We start from the raw sequence: 21,504 nt of genomic DNA on the forward strand, positions 1-21,504 counted from the left end.
TGCAGGGTGGTGCGTGGGAACTCTTGTAGTCCCCCGTGAACTGGCGTGCAAGGGAAGGGAATCCGGCGACGGGGATCCGCGGAACAGGCCGGAATCCTATAAGAGTCCGACCGGTCGGTATGGACAGTGGGGTCGTCCTCGGGTAGAGATGAACCATGCGCATCGCCGTGACGATCTTCCTCACCGACGAGACGATCACCCCGACCCGGCTCGCCCGCGAGCTGGAGGACCGCGGGTTCGCCGGGCTGTACCTGCCCGAGCACACGCACATCCCCGTCGAGCGGACCACCCCGTACCCGGCGGGCGGCGAGCTGCCGCGCGAGTACGGCCGTACGCTCGACCCGTTCGTGGCGCTCGGCCAGGCCGCCGCCGTCACCGAGCGGCTCGGTCTCGGCACGGGCATCACGCTCGTCGCCCAGCACGACCCGATCGACCTGGCCAAGCAGGTCGCGACCCTGGACCACCTCTCCGGCGGCCGCTTCACCCTCGGCCTCGGCTTCGGCTGGAACGTCGAGGAGGCCGCCGACCACGGCGTGGCGTGGCGCACCCGGCGTGAGCTGGTCCGGGACCGGATGGCGCTGATGCGGGCGCTGTGGGCGGAGGAACCGGCCGCGTACGAGGGGGAGTTCGGGAGCGTCCGGGCGAGCCTCGCGTACCCCAAGCCCGTGCAGCGGCCGCGCGGCCCGGTCGTCGGACCGCGCACGCTCCTCGGCGGGGCCGCCGGGCCCAAGCTGTTCGCCCACATCACCGAGTACGCCGACGGCTGGCTGCCCATCGGCGGCCGCGGCCTGTCCGAGTCCCTGCCGCGGCTGCGCACCGCCTGGACCGAGGCGGGCCGCGACCCCCGGGCCCTCCAGGTCGTCCCGTACGCCGTCCACCCGACCCCGGGCAAGCTCGCCCACTACGCCGACCTCGGCATCGAGGAGGTCGTGGCGCAGTTGCCGCCGGCAGGGGAGGCGGAGGTGCTGAAGGTGCTGGACGGGCTCACGCGATATCTTCCAGGTACCTGACAACCCGGTCGGGGCGCATGGGGGGAGCGGCACAGCGTCATGAGGATCGCCTGGTTAGCGTGGCTCGGGCGGCATTTCGCCGAGTACGGCTACAGCCAAGGCCTGTTGCGCGGCGCGATCGGCACGCTCGCCGTACTGGTGACCGCCCTGCTGGTCTGGATCACCCTGCATCGCCACAGGCCCCTCGCCGTGGTCCTCAGCGGTCTCGTGTCCGCCCTGGGCATCGGATGGCTGGCCTTCCACTGACGGGGCTCGGCCCGGTTGATCAGCGCACTCGTATGCTCGAAGGATGACGACTTCCGCGACCTCCGGAACCGGCCCCACCGAGAACTCCATGCGTCGCGCCCTGAAACGGGCCAGGGACGGCGTCTCCCTCGACGTCGCCGAGGCGGCCGTCCTGCTCCAGGCCCGGGGCGAGCAGTTGGAGGACCTGTCGGCGTCGGCCGCCCGGGTGCGGGACGCGGGCCTGGAGGCGGCGGGCCGGCCCGGTGTCATCACGTACTCGAAGAGCGTCTTCATCCCGCTGACCCGGCTGTGCCGGGACAAGTGCCACTACTGCACGTTCGTCACCGTCCCGGGCAAGCTGCGCCGGGAGGGCCACGGGATGTTCATGTCCCCGGACGAGGTGCTGGATATCGCCCGCAAGGGCGCCGCGCTCGGCTGCAAGGAAGCCCTCATCACCCTGGGCGACAAGCCCGAGGACCGCTGGCCGGAGGCGCGCGAGTGGCTCGACGCGCACGGTTACGACGACACCCTCGCCTACGTCCGGGCCATCTCCATCCGCATCCTGGAGGAGACGGGCCTGCTGCCCCACCTCAACCCGGGCGTGATGTCCTGGACCGACTTCCAGCGGCTCAAGCCCGTCGCGCCCAGCATGGGCATGATGCTGGAGACGACCGCGACCCGCCTCTGGTCGGAGCCGGGCGGCCCGCACCACGGCTCTCCCGACAAGGAGCCCGCCGTGCGGCTGCGGGTGCTGGAGGACGCCGGGCGTTCCTCCGTCCCCTTCACCTCCGGGATCCTCATAGGCATCGGCGAGAGCTACGAGGAGCGCGCCGAGTCGCTGTTCGCGCTGCGGAAGGTCTCCCGGGCCTACCACGGCATCCAGGAGCTGATCATCCAGAACTTCCGCGCCAAGCCGGACACGGCGATGCGCGGCATGCCCGACGCGGAACTGGACGAACTGGTCGCCACGGTGGCCGTCGCCCGCCTCCTCATGGGCCCGAGCGGCTGCATCCAGGCCCCGCCCAACCTCGTCGACGACGAGTACGAGCGGCTGATCCGGGCCGGCATCGACGACTGGGGCGGGGTGTCCCCGCTCACCATCGACCACGTCAACCCCGAGCGCCCCTGGCCGCAGATCGACCAGCTCGCCGAGAAGTCCCGCGCGGCCGGTTTCGAACTGCGCGAACGGCTCTGCGTGTACCCGGAGTTCGTGCGGCGCGGCGAGCCCTGGCTGGACCCGCGGTTGCGCCCGCACGTGGCCGCGCTGGCCGACCCGGAGACCGGCCTCGCCCGCCCCGAGGCGCTGCCGCAGGGTTTGCCGTGGCAGGAGCCGGAGGAGGTCTTCGTCGCCTCCGGCCGCACCGACCTGCACAGCTCCATCGACACCGAGGGGCGTACGTCCGACCGCCGGGACGACTTCGACGAGGTGTACGGCGACTGGGGCGCCCTGCGCGAGGCCGCCGCCCCGGGCATGGCACCCGAGCGCATCGACACCGACGTACGCGAGGCCCTGCGCACCGCGGCCGACGACCCCACCAAGCTCACCGACGACGAGGCGCTGGCCCTGCTGCACGCGGACGGCCCGGCTCTGGACGCCCTCGCCCGCGTCGCCGACGACGTGCGGAAGTCGGCCGTGGGCGACGACGTCACCTACATCGTCACCCGCAACATCAACTTCACCAACGTCTGCTACACGGGCTGCCGCTTCTGCGCCTTCGCGCAGCGCCGCACGGACGCCGACGCCTACACCCTGTCCCTGGACCAGGTCGCCGACCGGGCGCAGCAGGCCTGGGACGTGGGCGCGGTGGAGGTCTGCATGCAGGGCGGCATCCATCCGGACCTGCCGGGCACGGCGTACTTCGACATCGCGCGGGCGGTGAAGGAACGCGTCCCCGGCATGCATGTGCACGCCTTCTCGCCGATGGAGGTCGTCAACGGCGCCGCCCGCACCGGCATGTCCATCCGCGAGTGGCTGACCGCCGCCAAGGAAGCCGGTCTGGACACCATCCCGGGCACGGCCGCCGAGATCCTCGACGACGAGGTCCGCTGGATCCTCACCAAGGGCAAGCTGCCCGCGGCGGACTGGATCGAGGTCGTGACGACGGCCCACGAGCTGGGCATCCGGTCCAGCTCGACGATGATGTACGGGCATGTCGACCAGCCCCGCCACTGGCTCGGGCACCTGCGCACCCTCGCCGGCATCCAGCAGCGCACCGGCGGCTTCACCGAGTTCGTGACGCTGCCGTTCGTGCACACCAACGCGCCGGTGTACCTGGCGGGGATCGCCCGGCCGGGCCCGACCATGCGGGACAACCGCGCGGTCACGGCCATGGCCCGGCTGCTCCTGCACCCGTACATCCCCAACATCCAGACCAGCTGGGTGAAGCTGGGCACCGAGGGCGCGGCCGAGATGCTCCGCTCGGGCGCGAACGACCTCGGCGGCACGCTCATGGAGGAGACCATCTCCCGGATGGCGGGCTCGTCGTACGGCTCGTACAAGTCGGTCAAGGACCTGATCGCGGTGGCGGAGGCCGCGGGCCGTCCGGCCAAGCCCCGCACCACCCTCTACGGGGAGGTCCCGGTGGAGCGGCAGCGGGCGGCGGAGGCGTCGGACGGGCATCTGCCCGAGCTGCTGCCGGTGCTGGACTGAGGCGCCCGGCCGGCTACTTGCCCCCGGCGTCCGCCGGCTGATGCGCCGTCAAGGCGCGGTCGGCCGGGGCGCCGGGGGATGCCGGTCGCGGGGGAGGGGTGCGCCTGCCCAGCCCGAGCAGCAGCAGGCCGAGGGCGCAGGCGATCGCCGGCCAGTAGAGGTAGCGGTAGTTCGTCGCGGGCATGATCGGCAGATAGCCGAGGATGTAGGCCGCCGAGCTGATGCCCAGCGCCCGGACCGGCATCGAGAAGGTGCCCTTGCCGGGGCGGATCGCGAGCACCAGCGCGACGGTCAGCCAGAACCAGCCGCGGAACAGCCACCGCACGTCCGTGGCCATGCCGGTGACGTACGTGTCGAGCATGTCCTCCAGCCGGGGGTGCGCCACCTCGATGCCCAGGTCGTTGGGGGTGACCCCCGGGTGGTACGGATAGCCGGTCTCGAACAGCAGGCTCGCGAAGAGCTGCAGCCGGTACTGGAGATAGTGCGGCACATGCCCGCTCATCTCGCGCAGCCACAGGGACGTGATCTCGTCGGAGTCCCCGCGCAGCCCGTCCGCCGGGCGTTCGTAGCAGGCCCAGTAGGCGTCCGACAGGGCCCCGACGCGACGGCACTCCTGCGCGGCGGCGACGAGCCGGTCCCGAAGGCCGGGTGACACGTCCGCCGACCGCAGTTCGTCCGCCCTCAGCACGTGCACCAGGTCGTCGATCATGATCTGCGCGCCCTGCCTGGTCTGTAGCGGCTGCGCGAACACGGAGATGGCGGCGGCCGGCACGACGAGGGCGGCCACGAGCGCCGCCGCGCACGTCACCCACGTACGGCGCCCCGGAGTCCGCCACAGGGCGAGGACGAGCATCACGAAGACGGGGATCGCGGCGACGAAGGCGTTCTTGCGGACGAGCATGGCGTAGGCGAGGAACAGCACGCCCAGCCAGAGCAGCGCCCACCGCACGGCGGGCCGGGGCCGGGTGTCCCGCAGCCGCAGCCCGGTGAACGCGACCGCGCACGCGGCGAGCAGCGCGAACGCCGCGTGGACGTCCTTCCACACCACCCCGGCGAACGTCAGCACGAAGGGCGTCAGCCCGAGCCCGAGCACGGCCAGCGAACCGCCCCGGCTCCCGGTCAGCGCCCACACGCACCGGGCCAGCGCCCAGAGCGCGCCCCAGAAGACGACGGACTGGAGGACGAGCATGGAGGTGATCGAGCCGGTCACCGCGATCAGCGCCCGCCACACCAGGCTCAGCACGGGCGGGTGCCAGTCGGTCAGGGGCCGCTTGCCCTCCGCCTGCTGGAGCTGGTCGAGGCTGTCGGGACTCAGGTACCCGGGGGCGAAGACGAGGACCGTGGCCAGGCAGCAGACCGCCGCGAGGGCGGCCAGTGCCCAGGCCCAGCGCTGCCGCACCCATCCTGTTTGTCCCATATGCCGGATGCTAGCCGGTCGCCGGGCGCCGGCCGCTCAGGGTGCGACGAAGACGTAGCGCCGGTAGGCGTAGAAGCGGAACAGCGTCGCGAGCGCCCAGCCGAGGATGCGGGCGGTGTTGTCGCTGAGCGCCGAGTCGAGCCCGAGCAGGTTCCGGGAGGCGAAGACCGTGCCCGCGGTGATGGCGAGCCCGACCCCGTTCGCGACGAGGAACAGGGCGAGTTCGTGGCTCACCTTCTCGCGGTGCTGATGGCGGTAAGTCCAGTAGCGGTTCCCGGCCCAGCTGAAGAGGGCCGCCGCAGCCGTGGCAATGACCGACGCCTGGACGGGGGCGTCCCGCATCGCCCCGCCCGCGGCGCCGCCGGGCAGGCCGAAGACCAGCAGGTTGTAGCCGCCGTTGTCCACGACGAAGGCCAGGGCGCCGACGACCCCGAACTTGGCGGCCTCGCGCCAGATGCCCCTGAGGGTGTCGCGCACGCGCAGCGTCACAGATGCGAGGACCGGCACACGGCGAGCGTAACGACCCGGCGCGCCCTCACCGCTCAGACGCGCTCATATCGCATGATTTCCTACCGAATGAGACATCGGTCCGGGTGAGGAGTGGTCGTGGAACCGACGATCGCGTGTGTCGTGCCGTGTCACAACGAGGAGGCGGCCGTCGGCAAGGTCGTCCGCGACCTGCGCGCCGCCCTCCCCGAGGCCGACGTCTACGTGTACGACAACGCCTCCACCGACCGCACGGTGGAGATCGCCCGGCAGGCGGGCGCGATCGTCCGGCAGGAGCCCCGCAAGGGCAAGGGCAACGTCATCCGCCGCGCCTTCGCCGACGTCGACGCGGACGCCCTGCTCATCGTCGACGGCGACGACACCTACGACGCCTCCCGCGCCCGGGACCTGGTGGACCTGCTCTTCGAGGGGCCCTACGACCAGGTCGTCGGCGCCCGCCGGGTGACGGCCGACGGGGCCTACCGGGCCGGGCACGCGGTGGGCAACAAGCTGCTCACCGGGGCGGTGCGGTCCCTGTTCGGCAACGACGTGACCGACATGCTCAGCGGCTACCGGGTCTTCTCCCGGCGCTTCGTGAAGTCCTTCCCGGCCCTGGCCCGGGAGTTCGAGACCGAGACCGAGATGACCATCCACGCCCTGCACCTGCGGCTCCCCACGGCCGAGCTCGTCGTGGACTACCGGGTCCGGCCGGCGGGCGGCGAGAGCAAGCTGCGCACCTACCGGGACGGCTGGCGCATCCTGCGGGTCATCCTCGACCTGGCGCGGCGCGAGCGGCCCTCCCTGGTACACACCGTCATCGCGGGCGTGCTGGCCCTCGTCTCCGTCGTCCTCGGCATCCCGGTCATCACCGAGTTCGTACGGACGGGCAGCGTGCCCCGCCTCCCCACGGCGGTCCTCGCCGCCGCGATCATGACCATCGCGGCGCTCGTCCTGCTCGTGGGCTACATCCTCGAATCGCTCACGCACATGCGGCAGGAGCAGTCCCGGCTGGTCCACCTCGCCTACCCGGCACCGGCGCGCTCCCCGCGCCACACCCCCCACGGCGCCGGCACCGGCCCCGTACCGGTCCGCAAGACCGCCGGCGGGCCCTGAGCCGCCAGGGGACCGGCACGCGCGCAGTACGATGATCGGAACCCCGGGTGTGCGGGGTCCCGTGACTGAGGAGATGCGTGCCGGTGCCTGCCCGACTTCCTTCGTGGGCCTGGGTGACCGGGCTGACCGTGGGAGCGATCGCCGCGGTGACGGTCCTGGCCGTGCAGGCGGACCGGGGCCCGCACCCCACCGCCACGTCGGCCAAGCCGAGCAGCTCGGCGTCGGCGCAGCCCACACCGACGGCGTCCGCCCCGGCGCGGGTGCCCGACGGCTCCGGCACCGGCCGGCGCATCGTCTACTCCCTCGGCGAGAAGCGGGTGTGGCTGGTCGACGCGAGCGAGGCGACCCGCCGTACGTTCACGGTGTGGCCGGGCACGGTCAGCCCCGACCCCGGCACGTACACGGTGTCGTCCCGCAACGCCGCCACCACCGGCTCGGACGGCGTCCAGATCGAGCACATCGTCTACTTCGCCGCGAAGTCCGGCGTGTCCGTCGCCTTCTCCAACGCGGTCGACGGAGCCTCGCCGCCGCCCGCCGCCTCCGGCACCCAGACGGGCGGGGTCCGGATGCGGAAGGCGGACGGCACGGCACTGTGGGCGTTCGGCACGGTCGGCACGACCGTCACCGTGGTCAAGTAGCGGACGTCTCCGACCGCGCGGCCGTCAGCTGGTTGACGATCAGCACGACGCCGCTGAACAGGAAGATCCGGGTCGCGGCGTCCAGCCCGTTCCAGCTCTTCGACTGCCACATCGAGAACCACTCACCGCCGATCGCGATGAACCCGGCCCCGAACAGCAGCATCACCATCAGCAGCCCGTACGTCGACATCCGCCGGGCGCGCACGGCGTCGCGTCTGACCCACAGCCAGGTCCCGTATATGAGGACGAGCGCGGCGACGGTCTCCCACGCGATGATCGCCACGTAGGCGGCGTCCTGGAGCCCCTGACTCGTGATGGCCCGCCACATCAGGTCCTCGTCCTTGAACGTGGTGTCCATGGCCAGCACATGACGGACGAACTGCTGGTTGGTTCCGAAGTCGGTGATGTTCCCGAAGGCGACGAGCGCCATGTAGAGGGCGATGGTGCCGGTGAGCAGCAAGGCGGCGAGGGACAGCCCGCCGCGTGAGCTTGTGGAGGTGGCCATGACGATCATTCTCCCCGGACGCGGCGGGAGTTGTCCCCCCAACGGTTGAGCAAGAATGACGGCGGAGTCCGGCCGGGCGAGGCAAGGGGACGTACGGATGGCGCAGGCGAGACCGTCGATGCAGGAGCTGATACGCCGGCGCAGCCGGGCCGGTTTCGTCGGCCGGGCCGCCGAACGGTCCGCCTTCCGCGCCAACTTCGACACCGCGCCGGACGACGAACGCCACCGCTTCCGCTTCCACGTGCACGGCAACGCGGGCGTGGGAAAGACCTTCCTGGTACGGGAGTTGGAGCAGATCGCCCGCGAGCGGGGCGCGCTGACCGCGTACGTCGACGACAGCGCCGGCAGCGTGCCGGAGGCGATGGCGGAGATCAGCCGCCAGTTCGCCGCCCAGGGCAGGCGCCTGAAAGACCTGGACCGCCTGCTCGCCGCCCACCGGGAACGCCGGCACGAGGCGGAGCTGGCGGCGCTGGCCGCCCTGGAGGCGGAGGCGGAGGAGAACGGCCGGCCGTCGGCGGGCGGGCGGCTGGTGGCCCGGGCGGGCGTGGTGGCCGCCGGGATGGTGCCCGTGGTGGGCCCGCTGGCGGGACTGCTGGACTCCGACCAACTCGCCGAGGGCGCCGACCGGTTGCGCGAGACCCTCGTCGCCCGCTTCCGCGACCACGAGGACCTCCAGCTGGTCCTCGCCCCCGAGCAGGTCCTCACCCCGGTCCTCCTGCGCGAGCTCTCGGACGCCCCCGCCCCATGGATCGTCCTCTTCCTGGACACCTACGAGCGGACGGGCCCGTACCTCGACCCCTGGCTCCACACCACGATGACGACCGACCGTCACGGCCCCCTGCCCGCCACCACGGTGGTGGTCACGGCGGGACAGCGCCCCCTGGACACCTCCCGCTGGGGCGGACTCGCGGACTTCGTGACGGACCTCCCGCTGGCCCCTTTCACGGAGACGGAGGCACGCGGCCTGCTGGCCGCCAAGGGCGTGACCGCCGAACCGGTCGTCGAGGAGGTCCTCCGCCTCACCGGCGGCCTCCCCGTCCTGGTCTCCACCCTCGCCGAGTCCCGCCCCGCCGACCCGGACGACGTCGGCGACCCGAGTGCCACGGCGGTGGACCGCTTCCTGAAGTGGGAGCGGGACCCGGCCCGGCGCGCCGCCGCCCTGTCCTGCGCGCTGCCGAGGTGGCTCGACGGGGACGTGTTCCGGGCGGCGGCCGACTGCCCGGGCGAGGACGCGGAGGCCGTCTACGACTGGCTGCGGTCCCTGCCCTTCGTCACCGACCGCGACGGCGGACGCCTGCGCTACCACGACGTCGTACGGGCACCGATGCTGCGCGCGGAGCGGCGCCGGTCGCCGCGCGGATGGGCGGAACGGCAGCGGCGGCTGGCCCGGGCGTTCCGGGAATGGCGCGAGGAGGCCGGCGCGGGCCGGGACGCCGGGGAGCTGTGGGCGGACGAGACGTGGCGGGAACTGCGGCTGGCCGAGACGTACCACCTGCTGTGCGCGGGGGATCGGGACGCGCTGGCGCAGGCGCTGCGGGACTTCGTCCCCGCGTGCGACGCCGGTGCGGGCGTGGCGGCGCGGTGGGCCCGCGCGCTGCTGGACGCCGGGCAGGACGCGGACGCGGAGGCGACGGCCCACTGGGGGAGGGACCTGACGGCGGCACTCGACACGGAGGGCATCACCACCGCCCTCGGGCTGCTCCTGCGCCACGCGGCACTCGACGCGCCGACCCAGGCCCGGGCCCGGCTCGTACGGGGCGACGAACTGCGCGGCGAGGGCGCGTACGCGCAGGCCCTCGCCGAGTACGACCAGGCCGTCGCCCTCGACCCGGAGCTGGCCCCCGCCTACCGGCACCGGGCCGGAGTCCGGGGCGAGCTGGGCGACCACGACGCGGCCATCGCCGACCTGGACCGGGCCGTCGCGCTGGAGCCGGGCAACGCCTGGTACCTCGCCCTGCGCGGCGAGCACCACCGGATCGCCCGGCACGACGCCGAGGCGATCCGGGACCTGACCGAAAGCATCCGCCTCGACCCGGCGGCCGAGTTCCCCTGGGCGTCCCGGGGCGCCACGCACGCACGCGCCGGAGACCTGGAGGCCGCCCTGGCCGACCTCGGACGCGCACTGGACCTCAATCCCGACTACGCCTGGGCGCTCGCCCGCCGGGCCCGGGTGTGGCGAGCCATGGGCGACTCCGCACGTCAGTTGGCCGACCTCGACCACGCCCTCACCCTGACCCCCGACTGGCCCTGGGCCCGCTGCGAGCGCGGCGACGCGCTGCGGGCGGCGGGCCGCGACGAGGAGGCCGTCGCCGACCTGAACATCGCGCTGACCCTCGACCCCGCCTACACCTCGGCCTACGCGAGCCGCGGCGCCTCACTGACCCACCTCGGCCGCCACGCGGAGGCACTGGCCGATCTGAACCGGGCGGTGGAACTCCGGCCGGGGTACGTCTGGGCGCTGTGCCGCCGCGCCGTACTCCACGCGGCCATGGGCCGGTTGGACGAGGCCCGGGCCGATGTGGCACGCGTCCGCGAACTGGATTCCGAAGCGGTGGAACGCTTTTCGGATACCGACCGCGCGGTACTGGGCCCTGTCCTCGCCGGGTGAACAGCATGCGAATTACCTGTGTGCGGGCGTAATCCGACCGTGACGTAATGCGCCCGGGTGGGGTAACCTTTGAGCCAAGAGGCTTGTGGTCTGGTCGAGTTGATTTCTGGGAGGTGTGCGATGGTGCGGCGGCTGATACCTGACGAATCCCACCACCAGTCGGCACCCTCGCTCCCGGCCCACAGCCGTCCCCGGTCCTGACGCACTTCCGCCGGACCGTCCCCACCCCCTGGATTTTTCCTTTCAACACCCCTGCATCAAAGGAGGCATCGGTGTTCGACGAGCGCAAAGAAGCGGAAATGCGGCTGTACTCCGAAAAGCTGGCGCGGGAACTCGCCCTGAAGAAGGAGCGCGAGGAGGACGCCGAAAACGCCGAGAACGCCGAGAAGTCAGAAACGCCCCACAGCCAGGACTGAAGCCGGTCGCCCCGGGAACGGGGATGATCAGGGGCATGACCTCTCAGAACCACGGGCCCTCCGACGCATCGGCCGTCCGGATCGGTGCTCTCGTTCCGCTGACCAGGCCCGGCTGGGTCGAGGCGGGCCGGCACCTGCTCGCCGGACTCGAACTGGCCGTCGACGAAGTCAACGACGACGGCGGGATCGCTGGAAGGCCACTGGAACTGGTGGTCCGGGACACCGCCGCCGATCCGCAGAAGGCCACCGCGGCCGTGGCCGAACTGGCTCGCCTGGGCGTGGCTGCCCTGGCCGGCGAGTATCACAGCGTCGTCGCTCGCGCCGCCGCCGCCGAGGCAGACGCGCTCGGCCTGCCGTTCCTCTGCTCGTCAGCCGTGCTCGACGGGCTCACCGAGGAGCCGACGGAACGGGTCGCGCGTATCGCCCCCGCGCAGTCGCACGGCTGGCGGATCTACGCGGACTTCCTCCTCGGCGCGGGCCACAGCCACATCGCCGTGGCAGCCGAACCGAGTGTGTACTGGGCGTCAGGGACCCGCATCCTCCGGGACCACCTCGCACCACGCGGCGGCACGGTCACCGAACTCGACCTGCGCGCGCTCACCCCCGCGGCCGTGTGCGACGAACTCGCCGACAACGGCGCGACAGCCCTTCTCCTTCTGGCGGGCTTCCCGGAGCCGGCCGTGCCGATCGTCAAAGCCGTCCGTAGCGACCAGCGCCTCGCCGAGATCATGATCGGTGCTCCGGCGGGCCAACCGGAGTTCACGGAATGGTCGACGCTGCTGGGCGACGACAGCGCCGCGATCCCGTTCCTGCGCTACCTGCCCGAGCGCCTCGGCCCACTCGGCCTGCGAGTCGAGACGGCCCTCCGCGAACGGCTGGCCGAAGCGCCCTCCTTCGTCGCGTTCGAGGGCTACGACACGGTCGCGGTCCTCGCCGACATGCTGCGCTCCCACGGCCCGGACCGGACACGCCTCGCCGCATCCTGGCCGCACGTCGCAGTCGAAGGCACCCGCGGCCGGATCCGGTTCTCCCGCACGCCCGGCATCAGCGTGTGGCAGTGGGCCTGGCCGCCCACCCAAGTCGTGGACCGTGATCCGGCGCAACCGGACCGCTTCCGGATCCTCCACGTCGGCTGAGAGGGCCGATTGAGAGGATCAGCGTCCCGCCGCGAACTCCAGGAACTCGCACCAGGCCCCGTCGCTGAAGGCCAGACGGGCGCCGTCCTTGTTCTTGGAGTCGCGGATGTGGATGGTGGGTTCCGATATCGCGACCTCGACGCAATCAGGGCCGTCGTTGCCGCTGTAGCTGCTCTTGATCCACGTCAGCGGAGTGGGCTTCACGTCTCTTCTCCCAGCACTTTTTCGATGAAGGCCAGTGACTCGCGGGGCGAGAGGGCCTGCGCCCGGATCATGCCATAGCGCATATCGAGAACCTGTACGTCCTTCGGATCGCTGATCACCCGGTCGTACAGCTGGCTTTCCGTGTGGCCGAGCGCTTTGCCGTCCTGGAGCTTCAGCAGCCGGAACGAGCCCATCACGGCCGCGTGGTCCTCCCTGTTCATGGGCATCACTTGGATCTCGACGTGCCGCAACTCGGCTACCTGCAACAGGTGTTCGAGCTGGCGGCGCAGCACCATTTTGCCTCCGAGCGGCCGCCGCAGTGTCATCTCTTCCTGGACAAAGGTGACCAGCGGCCGGGGCGCCCGATCGAAGACGACCTTCCGTGCCATGCGCGCGGCCACATGGCGCTCGATCTCGTCCTCGGAGTAGGCCGGCCGCCGCATCTCGTACAACGCCTGGGCGTACTCCGGCGTCTGCAACAGCCCATGGATGTGCAGGGCCGCATAGGCCCCTAGCTCGACTGCCTGATCCTCCAGCTTTGTCAGATCCCGCACAGTCTTCGGGTACCGAGCCTTCTCCACGTCCTCCTTCATCGCGGAGATCTTGCCGCCCGCGCCCAGCACTTCATCCGCCTTGTCGAGAAAGTCCGGCTTGGGGATCCGCCGCGCCCGCTCCACGGACGACACCATCTCCTCGCCGTACCCGATGGCCGACCCCAACTCCGCCTGCTTCAGACCCGCGGCCTCGCGCCACATCTTGATCTGCCGCCCGACCGCCGCTTCCTCGTCCTCCACGCCTTCCCCTCCTGACGTACGAGCCGGACGACCCCGACACGCGTCCGGACAGTCACGCTCCGTACCGGGGTCGTTGCTGTTCAGAGTAGGGACGGATGGCCACGCTGGGTGACATGAGTCAGAAATCCCTCGCTGAAATCTCCACGCCCGTGCGCCACTTCACGATTCAGCTGTCGGCCACTCGAAGGGGTGCGCGACTGGCCCGCCTGCTCACCGAGCGCCAACTCGACGAGTGGGGCGAGCCGTACGAGGCTGCCGCGCACGTGGTGGCGGAGCTGGCGTCGAACGCGGTGCTGCACGGACGCGTCCAGGGAAGGGACTTCAGGCTGGGCGTGAAGCTGCACCCGGACCGCACCCTCCGCATCGAGGTCACCGACGCCCGGGGCGACCGGATGCCGCGGATCCCGGACCCGGTGGCGGACGACGCGGAACGGGGCCGCGGCCTGCGGATCGTCTCGGCGTACGCGGCCCGTTGGGGCGTGGAGGCGGCACCGGCTCACGCCAAGACGGTGTGGGCGGAACTGACGCCGGATCGCGGCCCGTCATGACCCGGCCGGTCCCGACGCCAACAACCAAAGAACCCGGGAAAGAACCAACCCGCCCCCACCGCCCCCGCGGCTCACCCGCAGGAGTGAACATCACCAACTCGGCTGGCGCGGAGGGCAGTCCGTGGTGCACCGTCGGCACAGATAACCGCACAAACGAATACGGCCCCCGCCGGGACTGCCATCCCAGTGCGAGGGCCTGATCACCAAGGAAGCAGGACCTTCCCGATGACTGACCAGCAGCCTAGCGCGCCCCACGCGCGCAGTCCGGCACTTCCGGTGTCCAGCACGTGACGGAACGCCACGACGAGAACTTCACGGTGGTCGGCAACCACCTCGCCCAGCACCCGGACCTGTCGCTCACGGCGATCGGTCTGGCGGTCCACATCCAGTCGCTGCCCGCCGGAACGCCGGTCGGCATCAAGGCACTGGCGGCCAAGTTCCGCGAGGGCGAGATCCGGATCGCCGCGGCCCTGCGGGAACTGGAGACCCACGGCTACCTGACGCGCACCAAGGAGCGTCTTCAATCGGGCCGAGTCGTAACCCGCACGGTCTCGTACAACAAGCCCCACTCCCCGGTCGTCCCCGAGCGCCGCCCGGCCTCCCCGCCGCCCAGCACGGAGCCCGCCGCCCCGAAGCCCCACCGCACCGCCGCCGACCTCCTCACCGGCCTGCGCGCCCTCGACTCCCGCCTGCTGCTCAGCGAGCGCGACGTACACCGCCTGGTCCCGCAGGTGTCGGCCTGGCTGGAGCGGGGCGTCCCCGCCACGGCGGTCCAGCGCACCCTGACGACCGGCCTCCCCCAGGACCCGATCCAGCACCCGGCGGCCTTCCTCGCCCACCGCCTCACCACCCTCCTCCCTCCGCCCCTCCCCACGGCACCACCCTCCACACCCACCTTCCGCCCGGCCCCCCTCCAGACCTGCGACGGCTGCGACCGCGCCTTCCGGGCGGCACAGCCGGGCCGCTGCCGCGACTGCCGGACCGGCGAGCAGAAGGTGGCGTAGGCATGGCAGACGGCCCGTACGGGCCGCTGATCCCCATGCCTCAGCTGACGCCGGACGCGCTGCGTGATGCGCACCCCTGCGCGCATTCGTGCACTCCTGGGCGTGTTCGTCGCGATCGAGCGTCACCCTGCTCGTGCCGAGCGCCTGCGCGAACTGGAGCGCATCGTGGACGCCGGCCCACTCAGAACCACTCAGCCCACACCCCACACTGTTCCGCCCCCTGAACCCCCCGTCCCCGTTCGAATACAGTGCTGAGCTGTCGGACGTATGGACGGTGCCCTGGGGAGGTCTAGGTGGGTGCGACTGCCGGTGCCGTCTGGGGCCGTACGGAGCAGCAGGACTTTCGCAGCCGGGTGCGCGGGACGTTGCTCGGCGTGGCCGTCGGGGACGCGTTGGGGGCGCCCGTCGACGGGCTGAGCATCGGGGGGATCCGGGAGGCGTACGGGGCCGAGGGCCTCGTGGACCTGGCGCCGGCCTATGGCAGACGCGGTGCCGTCACGCACCTCACGCAGCTCACCCTGTTCTCCGTGGACGGGCTGATACGGGCCCAGGTGCGGCGGGACACCGGCGCCTGGCATCCGCCGACCGATCTGCATCGCGCGTACCGGCGCTGGGCCGCCACCCAGCGGGACTGGGGGCCCGACGAGCGCCGCAAGGACGACGGGTGGCTGGCGCGCGAGGAGTGGCTGTACGCGCGCAGGGATCCCACCCGCGCCCTGCTCCTCGGGCTCGGCGATGACACCATGGGGACCCCGGACGCGCCCAAGAACCCCGGGGAGGCCGGGCCCGAGGCGGCTGCCCGGTCCGCACCGTTCGGGTTGCTCGTGGGGTGGGAGCCGCAGCTGGTCGCCCAGCTCGCCGTCGAGTGCGCCGCCCAGACCCACGGGCATCCCACAGCCTGCCTCGCGGCGGGCGCGTACGCCGTGATCGTGCACGCGCTGGCGCTCGGGGAGAGCCTCGACGGTGCCGTGCAGCGAGCCTTCGCCCTGCTCGCCGCCCGGCCCGGGCATCAGCCCGTGGCGGATGCGTTGCAGCACGCACTGGGCGCCGTGCGGCAGGGCATGCCCGGCCCCGAGCGCGTGGCCGAGCTGAGCGGGTCGGGTACGGCGGAGGGGCTCGTCGGTGCCGCCGTGTACTGCGCGCTGGTCGCCGCCGACGTCCGGCACGGGCTGTGTCTCGCCGTCAACCACGACGGGCCCTCCGCCGCCACCGGCGCGCTCACCGGCGGCCTCCTCGGTGCCCTGCACGGCGAGACGGCCCTCCCCCCGGCCTGGCTGGCCGAGCTGGAGGGCCGCCCCACGATGCTGGAACTGGCCGACGACTTCGCCATGGAGATGACCCAGGGCCCGGCCCTGCACGGCCCGGCGGGCTCGTCCCCGGGCTGGCTGGCGCGGTACCCGCGAGGTGCCTAGGGCCTGTCGTTTGGATCACGCCGCAGACGCGGGGTCTGGCACGCACATCTGCCGCGTTGTCGAACGCTACGGGCCATGTGACAGGGTCTACGACCTGTTCCGCCGCTGGCAGCGGGAGGGAACCTGGGCCCGGATCCTCACCCAGCTCCAGGCCGAAGCCGACGCCAAGGGCCTGATCACCTGGGACGTGAACGTCGACTCCACCATCTGCCGGGCCCACCAGCACGCCGCTGGTGCAGCAAAAAGGGGGAACTGCAAAAGGAGCCGCCTGGCGGGATCTCCGTCGAGCCGGCCGACCACGGACTCGGACGCTCTCGCGGCGGACTGACCAGCAAGATCCACCTCGCCGTTGAACAGGGCCAGAAGCCCTTGTCCCTCGTGATCACAGCCGGTCAGCGGGGAGACTCCCCGCAGTTCGAGAGGGTGCTGGAAGCCATCCGGGTCCCCCGGCTCGGGCCCGGCAGGCCGCGCAGGCGCCCTGACCGAGTACGGGCGGATAAGGCGTATGACTCCCGCAGCAACCGCTCCTACCTGCGCAGACGCGGGATCACGGCAACGATACCCGGGCCTGCGGACCGGGTCCGCAGCCGGCTCAACCGCGGCTCACGCGGCGGCCGACCGCCGAAGTTCGACAAGGACGTCACTTGCGCCACGGACGCTGGACCCGGGCGGCACTCAGGTGTGCGCTCGACCGTCCGGAAGTCCACTGGTCCGCCCGCGCAGGGCGAGGACGACGAGCACGACGAAAGCCGAGATGCCGCAGAGTGTCCGGGCGTCGTTGAAGAGTTCCCAACGGCTCAGCAGTGCCGCCGTCTCGGGCTCGGGACCGCTGACCGCCCACTGCTTGATCCTGCCGTTGATCGGCACGTTGCCGAAGCGGGTGATCAGGAAGGACGCGAAGGTGAGCAAAGAGGCCGCGGCGGCGGCGAGGCGGGTCCCGCCGCGGGTGAGGACGGCGAGGGCGAGTGAGCCGAGGGTGGAGACGACCATCGCGCCCTGCACGGTGATTCCGTTGGTTTTCATCAACTCCGTGTGGAAGTCGAACCGCATGTCCTGCGGTACGGCGTCGAAGGTGGGTACGAGGTTGGCTGCGCCGTACCCGAAGGCGCCAGCGAGGAGACCGGTGGCGAGCAGCGCGACCCCGTGCACGATCCGGACCCGCGCCCTCACTTCGCCCGCTCGCTCGCCTCGGCGGCCGGCAGGGCACGGGTGAGCTGGTGCGCCCGGCGCATCCGGCCGTCCTCCGTGAACTCCCCGAAGAGATGCACCTCCGTCGAGGTCGGTCCGCCTTTGCGGGTCCGCGCGTGGATGGTGAGACGGGCGGCGATCCGGTGGCCCTCGGCGACGGCCTCGTGCACCTCGAAGCGATAGTCGACGACGTTCTTCCGTACCGGGCGGAGGTGGGCGAGAAGCCGGTCGTGGTCGAGCGGCAGGCCATCGCTGACCTGGACGACGTCGGGCGTGTAGTGACGGGCCATCACGGAATCCGGGGCATCACCCCGGACGGTGGAATCCGTCAGGGAGGTGAAGAAGTCCGCGACGAACCGTGCCGGGTCGGGGGGAGAGGTGGGCATGACGCTCCGATCCAGAGACGCTACGATCTCTTACACTTCTGTAAGATATTGGCCGTCGCCAACTTAGACAAGGCTGTAAGAGATGACTGCACCTGGGGAACCTGCCGCGCCCCGCGCCCGCCGACGCCGGGCCGACGCCGAGCGCAGCAGGTCGGCCATCCTCGACGCGGCCGTCCGCCTCCTCCGCGAGCGACCGGAGGCCAGCCTGGAGGCCGTCGCCAGGACCGCCGGAGTGACCCGGCAAACCGTCTACGCCCACTTCTCCTCCCGTGACGAGCTCCTCGCCGCCGCCGTCGACCGCGTCACCACTGAGGCCGTCGCCTCGATGGACGCCGCTGCCCTCGACGAGGGCCCCGCCGTCGCCGCTCTCCTGAGGTTCCTCGACGCGTCCTGGCAGGCGCACGAGGCCAACGCTTTCCTCCTCCAGGCCGCCGCCGCACGCACCATCGAGAACCAGAGCGGCCGGGAACGTCACGAGCCCGTCACAGACAGGCTCGCCCGTCTCTTCGAACGGGGCATTGCGACCGGCGAGTTCGTGACCCGCCAGGACTCTCGCTGGCTGGTCGCAGCCGTGGTCGCACTCGGCCACGCGGCCGGCGACGAGATCACCGCCGGCCGCCTGACGGCCCCCGAGTCCCAGGCCGCCCTTCGTGTCTCCGTGTTCCGCCTGCTGGGCGTCGAGGACACCTAGGGCCTGTCGTTCGTGTCACGCCGCAGAGGCGCCCTGGGCGAGACGACCGCAGGGCCGCTCCGAAGATCGCCCGAGGGTTCCGAAGACCGCCCGAGGACTCAGAGCGCGCCCCGGCTCCACGGGCCCGTGATCGCGAACGTGATGCCCGGCGTCTGGATGTTCACGAACAGCCAGTTGCCGTTCTTCGGCTCGAACACCGAGCCGGCCCACTCCGAGCCCCGGTGGTCGGCCGCCGGGACGTTCTTGCCCGCGGTGCCGCCGCGCAGATCCACGTCGTTGGCGGCGAAGCGGAAGATCTCGCCCTCGGTGGTCAGCCCGTGCACGTACTCCGTGCCGCCGCCGTCCTCGCAGAGCACCAGGCCGCCGCGGGGGCTGACGCACATGTTGTCCGGGGCGTTGAGGACCTCCGCGCCGGGCGAGGCGAAGAGCACGCGGAACTCGTCGGTGGCCGGGTCGAGTTCGAAGACCTGGCCCTGGCGGGCGGGGCCGCCGTCGGTGGTGATGACGTAGATGCGGTCGTTGCCGTACCAGGCGCCCTCCAGGCGGCTGAACACCGCCGCGCCGTTGGCCTGCGCCTGGAGCCGCACCGTGTCCGTCGCCGGGTCGACGTCCTCCACGGGCACCCAGGAGACGGTGCCGTACGCCTTCTCGCCGTCGAGGCGGGTGTCGTACTTGGCGGTGCCGATGCGCAGGGCCTCCAGCCGGCCGCCCTTGGACAGGTCACCGGGGACAGCCGGGACGAACCGGTACAGGCAGGCGTCGCCGCGGTCCTCGGTCTCGTAGACGTAGCCGGTCGCCGGGTCGACGGCGATCGCCTCGTGGTTGAAGCGGCCCATGGCCTTGTAGGGCTCCGGGTTGCCCTTGCCCTGCGAGGCCACCTCGAAGATGTAGCCGTGGCGCTTGCCCGCGGTCGTGGAGAAGGTCTCCTCGCAGGTCAGCCAGGTGTTCCACGGGGTGGGGCCGCCGGCGCAGTTGCGGAGGGTGCCGCCGAGGCTGCCGTAGGACTCCAGCCACTGGCCGGCGTCCGGGTCGAAGACCAGGGTGGTGGTGCCGCCGCCGGCCGCGGGGTTGTAGGCGGGGGCGGTGAAGGCGGGGCCCTCGCCGCGCTCGTGGTTGCGGACGAGGTGGACCCGGTCGCCGTAGCGGAAGGCAGCCATGCCGTCGTGCGCGCCCGGGGTGCGCACGCCGTCGTCCATGAGGTCGTTCGTCCACCCGTAGGAGATGTACTCGAACCCGCGCGGCAGTTGGAGCAGCTCCAGGCCGGTCGCCTGGTCCTTCACCGGGCCCAGCGGGCCGTACCCGGCGTCGAAGGCCTGCTTGACCGGCGCGGCAGACGCCGTGCGCGCGGCCAGGGCCTGGAAGGGGACGGAGGCGGCCGCGGCCACCGCCGCCCCGCGCAGGAGGGTGCGTCGTTCGAAACCGGGACCGGCCGGTCTTCCTGCGGACGTGCCTGTCATGGGAGTCCTCTCGATGCCATGAACGGGAAGAACCGGGGGGCGGCGCCCGTCACCCTAGAAGGGAACGCTTCGACCGATTACGAACAGAAAGTGAGCATTGGAAGAACCTCTTCCGGCCACCGGACCGCCGCGTTCCCATTGCTCACCGCCCTGGCATGACCGCGTCACCAGGCGGCGGCCACCCCGTCACCTTCGGTCCTGAGGATCTGCACGGCCCGACGCGGGGATCACCTCCCCGGCGTTGCCCCACCGGGTCTCGTCCGTTCTTCCCCCCTTCGTGGAGGCACTGTGCGCAACCTGCGCGGGACACAGACGGCCGCGATCCTCGCGGCCCTGACGGCCATGGCGGTCCTGCCCACCTCGGCCCAGGCATACGACTCCGGGCTTCCGGGGGTGACCGCCACCACCGAGACCCCGGCCCTGTACGGCGACGACGCCGGCGGCAACGCCGACGCCGACGACCCGGCGATCTGGCGCAACGCCGCGAACCCGGACGCCAGCCTGGTGATCGCCACCGCCAAGGAAGGCGGCCTGCGCGTGTACGACCTGGCCGGCAAGGAGGTGCAGTCGATCCCGGCGCCGCCCGCCCCCACCCCCGACGACAAGCCGGGCCGCTTCAACAACGTCGACCTGATCTCCGGGTTCCCGCTGCCGACCGGCCGCGCCGATGTCGCCGTCGTCACCGACCGGGGCCGTGACCACCTGCGGATCTACCGCATCAACCCGGGCGCCGACCGGCCGCTGACGGACATCACCGACCCGAACGCCCCGCTGGTCTTCTCCAAGACCCTGGACGAGGTCAACGACCAGACCACGCCCTACGGCCTGGCCACCTGGCAGGACAAGGCCACCGGCCGCTCCTACGCCGTCGTCAGCCAGCGCAGCCGCACCCGGCTCGCCCTGCTGGAGCTGAAGACGACCTCCACCGGAGCCGTCACCTACCAGCAGGTGCGCACCTACGACCTGCCCGCTTCCTTCACCCTCCCCAACGGCCGCTCCTGGACCCCCTGCGCCGACCCCGGTGACCTCCCGCAGGTCGAGGGCATGGTCGTGGACCCGGTGAACAAGGTCCTGTACGCCGGTCAGGAGGACGTCGGCATCTGGCGGATGCCCGCCGACCTCGGGGGCAAGCCCAAGCTGATCGACAAGGTGCGCGAGTACGGCGTCCCGGCCACGTACGACGAGGCCACCGAGGAGTGCGTCGCGGGCGCCGACCCCGGCTACGGCGGCACGCACCTGTCCGCCGACGTCGAGGGCCTGACCATCCTCGACGAGGGCTCCGGCGACGGCTACCTGCTCGCCTCCAGCCAGGGCGACAACACCTTCGCCGCGTACGACCGCGAGGTGGCGGACGACAACGAGTACGAGAGCGGCTTCAGGATCACCGCCGGCACCGTCGACGGCTCCGAGGAGTGCGACGGCGCCGCCGTCCTGAACGCCCCCCTCGGCTCCCGCTACCCGAACGGCCTGCTCGTGGTCCAGGACGGCCACAACACCCCGGCCGAGACGGACGCGGACGGGGAGGTCCGCGACAACACGAACTTCAAGTTCGTCGACCTGGGGAAGGTCACCGGCGCGCTGGACACGGACGACTGAGCAGCACGTAGGCCTCCGCC

Annotated in this window: 22 protein-coding genes and 1 pseudogene; 15 read left to right on the top strand and 8 right to left on the bottom strand. The window is 71.8% G+C overall.

Annotation, left to right across the window (positions count from 1 at the left end; translation table 11 throughout):
- Window positions 1-155 precede the first annotated feature (155 nt).
- The 3 genes from IE255_RS36410 to IE255_RS36420 are packed head-to-tail and all read left to right on the top strand — an operon-like array spanning window position 156 to window position 3,885.
- A complete protein-coding gene (locus IE255_RS36410; protein ID WP_190054704.1) occupies window positions 156-1,010 on the top strand; it encodes an LLM class F420-dependent oxidoreductase in 855 nt (284 codons plus the stop codon).
- Between the two features lie 39 nt (window positions 1,011-1,049).
- Window positions 1,050-1,256, top strand: coding sequence for a hypothetical protein (locus tag IE255_RS36415; RefSeq protein ID WP_190054705.1), 207 nt, complete (start codon window positions 1,050-1,052; stop codon window positions 1,254-1,256).
- Between the two features lie 43 nt (window positions 1,257-1,299).
- Window positions 1,300-3,885, top strand: a complete 2,586-nt coding sequence (locus IE255_RS36420) for a bifunctional FO biosynthesis protein CofGH (protein WP_190054706.1) — start codon at window positions 1,300-1,302, stop codon at window positions 3,883-3,885.
- Between the two features lie 13 nt (window positions 3,886-3,898).
- Here the strand turns inward: IE255_RS36420 and IE255_RS36425 are convergent, their stop codons facing one another.
- Both IE255_RS36425 and IE255_RS36430 read right to left on the bottom strand, forming a co-directional pair.
- On the bottom strand, window positions 3,899-5,302 hold the full coding sequence (locus tag IE255_RS36425) for a hypothetical protein (RefSeq protein ID WP_190054707.1): 1,404 nt from the start codon (window positions 5,300-5,302) through the stop codon (window positions 3,899-3,901).
- A 36-nt stretch (window positions 5,303-5,338) separates the two neighbouring features.
- On the bottom strand, window positions 5,339-5,809 hold the full coding sequence (locus IE255_RS36430) for a GtrA family protein (RefSeq protein ID WP_190054708.1): 471 nt from the start codon (window positions 5,807-5,809) through the stop codon (window positions 5,339-5,341).
- 93 nt (window positions 5,810-5,902) lie between these two features.
- On the opposite strand from IE255_RS36430, the gene IE255_RS36435 reads away from it, so the two are divergent.
- Window positions 5,903-6,901, top strand: coding sequence for a glycosyltransferase family 2 protein (locus tag IE255_RS36435; protein WP_190054709.1), 999 nt, complete (start codon window positions 5,903-5,905; stop codon window positions 6,899-6,901).
- 83 nt (window positions 6,902-6,984) lie between these two features.
- Window positions 6,985-7,539 (top strand): hypothetical protein, encoded by a 555-nt coding sequence (locus IE255_RS36440; protein WP_190054710.1) that lies wholly within the window; start codon window positions 6,985-6,987, stop codon window positions 7,537-7,539.
- On the opposite strand, the gene IE255_RS36445 is transcribed toward IE255_RS36440, so the two are convergent.
- Complete coding sequence (locus tag IE255_RS36445) at window positions 7,532-8,044, bottom strand: DUF2165 domain-containing protein (RefSeq protein ID WP_190054711.1); 513 nt, start codon at window positions 8,042-8,044, stop codon at window positions 7,532-7,534. The two genes, IE255_RS36440 and IE255_RS36445, sit on opposite strands and share 8 nt — an antisense overlap.
- Before the next feature lie 97 nt (window positions 8,045-8,141).
- Between IE255_RS36445 and IE255_RS36450 the strand changes: the two genes are divergently transcribed.
- From IE255_RS36450 to IE255_RS36460, 3 genes are all read left to right on the top strand, one after another.
- Complete coding sequence (locus IE255_RS36450; RefSeq protein ID WP_190054712.1) at window positions 8,142-10,652, top strand: tetratricopeptide repeat protein; 2,511 nt, start codon at window positions 8,142-8,144, stop codon at window positions 10,650-10,652.
- A 272-nt stretch (window positions 10,653-10,924) separates the two neighbouring features.
- Window positions 10,925-11,068 (top strand): hypothetical protein, encoded by a 144-nt coding sequence (locus tag IE255_RS36455; RefSeq protein WP_190054713.1) that lies wholly within the window; start codon window positions 10,925-10,927, stop codon window positions 11,066-11,068.
- A 35-nt stretch (window positions 11,069-11,103) separates the two neighbouring features.
- Window positions 11,104-12,204 carry an ABC transporter substrate-binding protein gene (locus tag IE255_RS36460; RefSeq protein WP_229906766.1) on the top strand — a complete coding sequence of 367 codons (1,101 nt, stop codon included), beginning with the start codon at window positions 11,104-11,106 and terminating at the stop codon, window positions 12,202-12,204.
- An 18-nt stretch (window positions 12,205-12,222) separates the two neighbouring features.
- Here IE255_RS36460 and IE255_RS36465 read toward each other — a convergent pair whose 3' ends face one another.
- Both IE255_RS36465 and IE255_RS36470 read right to left on the bottom strand, forming a co-directional pair.
- Complete coding sequence (locus tag IE255_RS36465) at window positions 12,223-12,408, bottom strand: DUF397 domain-containing protein (RefSeq protein ID WP_190054715.1); 186 nt, start codon at window positions 12,406-12,408, stop codon at window positions 12,223-12,225.
- Window positions 12,405-13,202, bottom strand: coding sequence for a helix-turn-helix domain-containing protein (locus IE255_RS36470; protein ID WP_190054716.1), 798 nt, complete (start codon window positions 13,200-13,202; stop codon window positions 12,405-12,407). Before IE255_RS36470 ends, IE255_RS36465 begins: the two co-directional genes overlap by 4 nt.
- A gap of 113 nt (window positions 13,203-13,315) precedes the next feature.
- On the opposite strand from IE255_RS36470, the gene IE255_RS36475 reads away from it, so the two are divergent.
- The 5 genes and pseudogenes from IE255_RS36475 to IE255_RS40510 all read left to right on the top strand — a co-directional run.
- Entirely contained in the window at window positions 13,316-13,750 is a 435-nt protein-coding gene (locus IE255_RS36475) for an ATP-binding protein (RefSeq protein ID WP_190054717.1), read from the top strand.
- Between the two features lie 287 nt (window positions 13,751-14,037).
- The gene (locus IE255_RS36480) at window positions 14,038-14,754 is read left to right on the top strand and encodes a helix-turn-helix domain-containing protein (protein ID WP_190054718.1); all 717 of its coding nucleotides are present in this window, start codon (window positions 14,038-14,040) and stop codon (window positions 14,752-14,754) included.
- A gap of 293 nt (window positions 14,755-15,047) precedes the next feature.
- Window positions 15,048-16,166 carry an ADP-ribosylglycohydrolase family protein gene (locus tag IE255_RS36485; protein ID WP_190054719.1) on the top strand — a complete coding sequence of 373 codons (1,119 nt, stop codon included), beginning with the start codon at window positions 15,048-15,050 and terminating at the stop codon, window positions 16,164-16,166.
- 10 nt (window positions 16,167-16,176) lie between these two features.
- Entirely contained in the window at window positions 16,177-16,494 is a 318-nt protein-coding gene (locus IE255_RS39725; protein WP_229906767.1) for a hypothetical protein, read from the top strand.
- Window positions 16,495-16,502: 8 nt separating this feature from the next.
- Window positions 16,503-16,682 (top strand): annotated as a pseudogene (locus IE255_RS40510) (transposase); the annotation flags it as partial.
- A 159-nt stretch (window positions 16,683-16,841) separates the two neighbouring features.
- On the opposite strand, the gene IE255_RS36495 reads toward IE255_RS40510, so the two are convergent.
- Both IE255_RS36495 and IE255_RS36500 read right to left on the bottom strand, forming a co-directional pair.
- Window positions 16,842-17,336 (bottom strand): anthrone oxygenase family protein, encoded by a 495-nt coding sequence (locus IE255_RS36495; protein ID WP_190054720.1) that lies wholly within the window; start codon window positions 17,334-17,336, stop codon window positions 16,842-16,844.
- Complete coding sequence (locus IE255_RS36500) at window positions 17,333-17,740, bottom strand: nuclear transport factor 2 family protein (protein WP_190054721.1); 408 nt, start codon at window positions 17,738-17,740, stop codon at window positions 17,333-17,335. Before IE255_RS36500 ends, IE255_RS36495 begins: the two co-directional genes overlap by 4 nt.
- Window positions 17,741-17,822: 82 nt before the next feature.
- Between IE255_RS36500 and IE255_RS36505 the strand changes: the two genes are divergently transcribed.
- The gene (locus IE255_RS36505) at window positions 17,823-18,431 is read left to right on the top strand and encodes a TetR/AcrR family transcriptional regulator (protein WP_190054722.1); all 609 of its coding nucleotides are present in this window, start codon (window positions 17,823-17,825) and stop codon (window positions 18,429-18,431) included.
- A gap of 98 nt (window positions 18,432-18,529) precedes the next feature.
- Here the strand turns inward: IE255_RS36505 and IE255_RS36510 are convergent, their stop codons facing one another.
- Window positions 18,530-19,888, bottom strand: coding sequence for an alkaline phosphatase PhoX (locus IE255_RS36510; protein ID WP_190054723.1), 1,359 nt, complete (start codon window positions 19,886-19,888; stop codon window positions 18,530-18,532).
- 288 nt (window positions 19,889-20,176) lie between these two features.
- Here IE255_RS36510 and IE255_RS36515 point away from each other — a divergent pair, with 288 nt between their 5' ends.
- Window positions 20,177-21,484, top strand: coding sequence for a phytase (locus IE255_RS36515; RefSeq protein WP_268255768.1), 1,308 nt, complete (start codon window positions 20,177-20,179; stop codon window positions 21,482-21,484).
- Window positions 21,485-21,504: the final 20 nt, after the last annotated feature.

The sequence above is a fragment of the Streptomyces lomondensis genome (genome assembly GCF_014651035.1).
In the GTDB taxonomy this organism is placed as follows: Bacteria; Actinomycetota; Actinomycetes; order Streptomycetales; family Streptomycetaceae; genus Streptomyces; species Streptomyces lomondensis.

Coding starts and splice junctions, on each gene's coding strand:
- IE255_RS36410 (WP_190054704.1), top strand. CDS start 156: ATGCGCATCGCCGTGACGATCTTCCTCACCGACGAGACGATCACCCCG.
- IE255_RS36415 (WP_190054705.1), top strand. CDS start 1,050: ATGAGGATCGCCTGGTTAGCGTGGCTCGGGCGGCATTTCGCCGAGTAC.
- IE255_RS36420 (WP_190054706.1), top strand. CDS start 1,300: ATGACGACTTCCGCGACCTCCGGAACCGGCCCCACCGAGAACTCCATG.
- IE255_RS36425 (WP_190054707.1), bottom strand. CDS start 5,302: ATGGGACAAACAGGATGGGTGCGGCAGCGCTGGGCCTGGGCACTGGCC.
- IE255_RS36445 (WP_190054711.1), bottom strand. CDS start 8,044: ATGGCCACCTCCACAAGCTCACGCGGCGGGCTGTCCCTCGCCGCCTTG.
- IE255_RS36450 (WP_190054712.1), top strand. CDS start 8,142: ATGGCGCAGGCGAGACCGTCGATGCAGGAGCTGATACGCCGGCGCAGC.
- IE255_RS36460 (WP_229906766.1), top strand. CDS start 11,104: ATGACCTCTCAGAACCACGGGCCCTCCGACGCATCGGCCGTCCGGATC.
- IE255_RS36475 (WP_190054717.1), top strand. CDS start 13,316: ATGAGTCAGAAATCCCTCGCTGAAATCTCCACGCCCGTGCGCCACTTC.
- IE255_RS36500 (WP_190054721.1), bottom strand. CDS start 17,740: ATGCCCACCTCTCCCCCCGACCCGGCACGGTTCGTCGCGGACTTCTTC.
- IE255_RS36505 (WP_190054722.1), top strand. CDS start 17,823: ATGACTGCACCTGGGGAACCTGCCGCGCCCCGCGCCCGCCGACGCCGG.
- IE255_RS36510 (WP_190054723.1), bottom strand. CDS start 19,888: ATGACAGGCACGTCCGCAGGAAGACCGGCCGGTCCCGGTTTCGAACGA.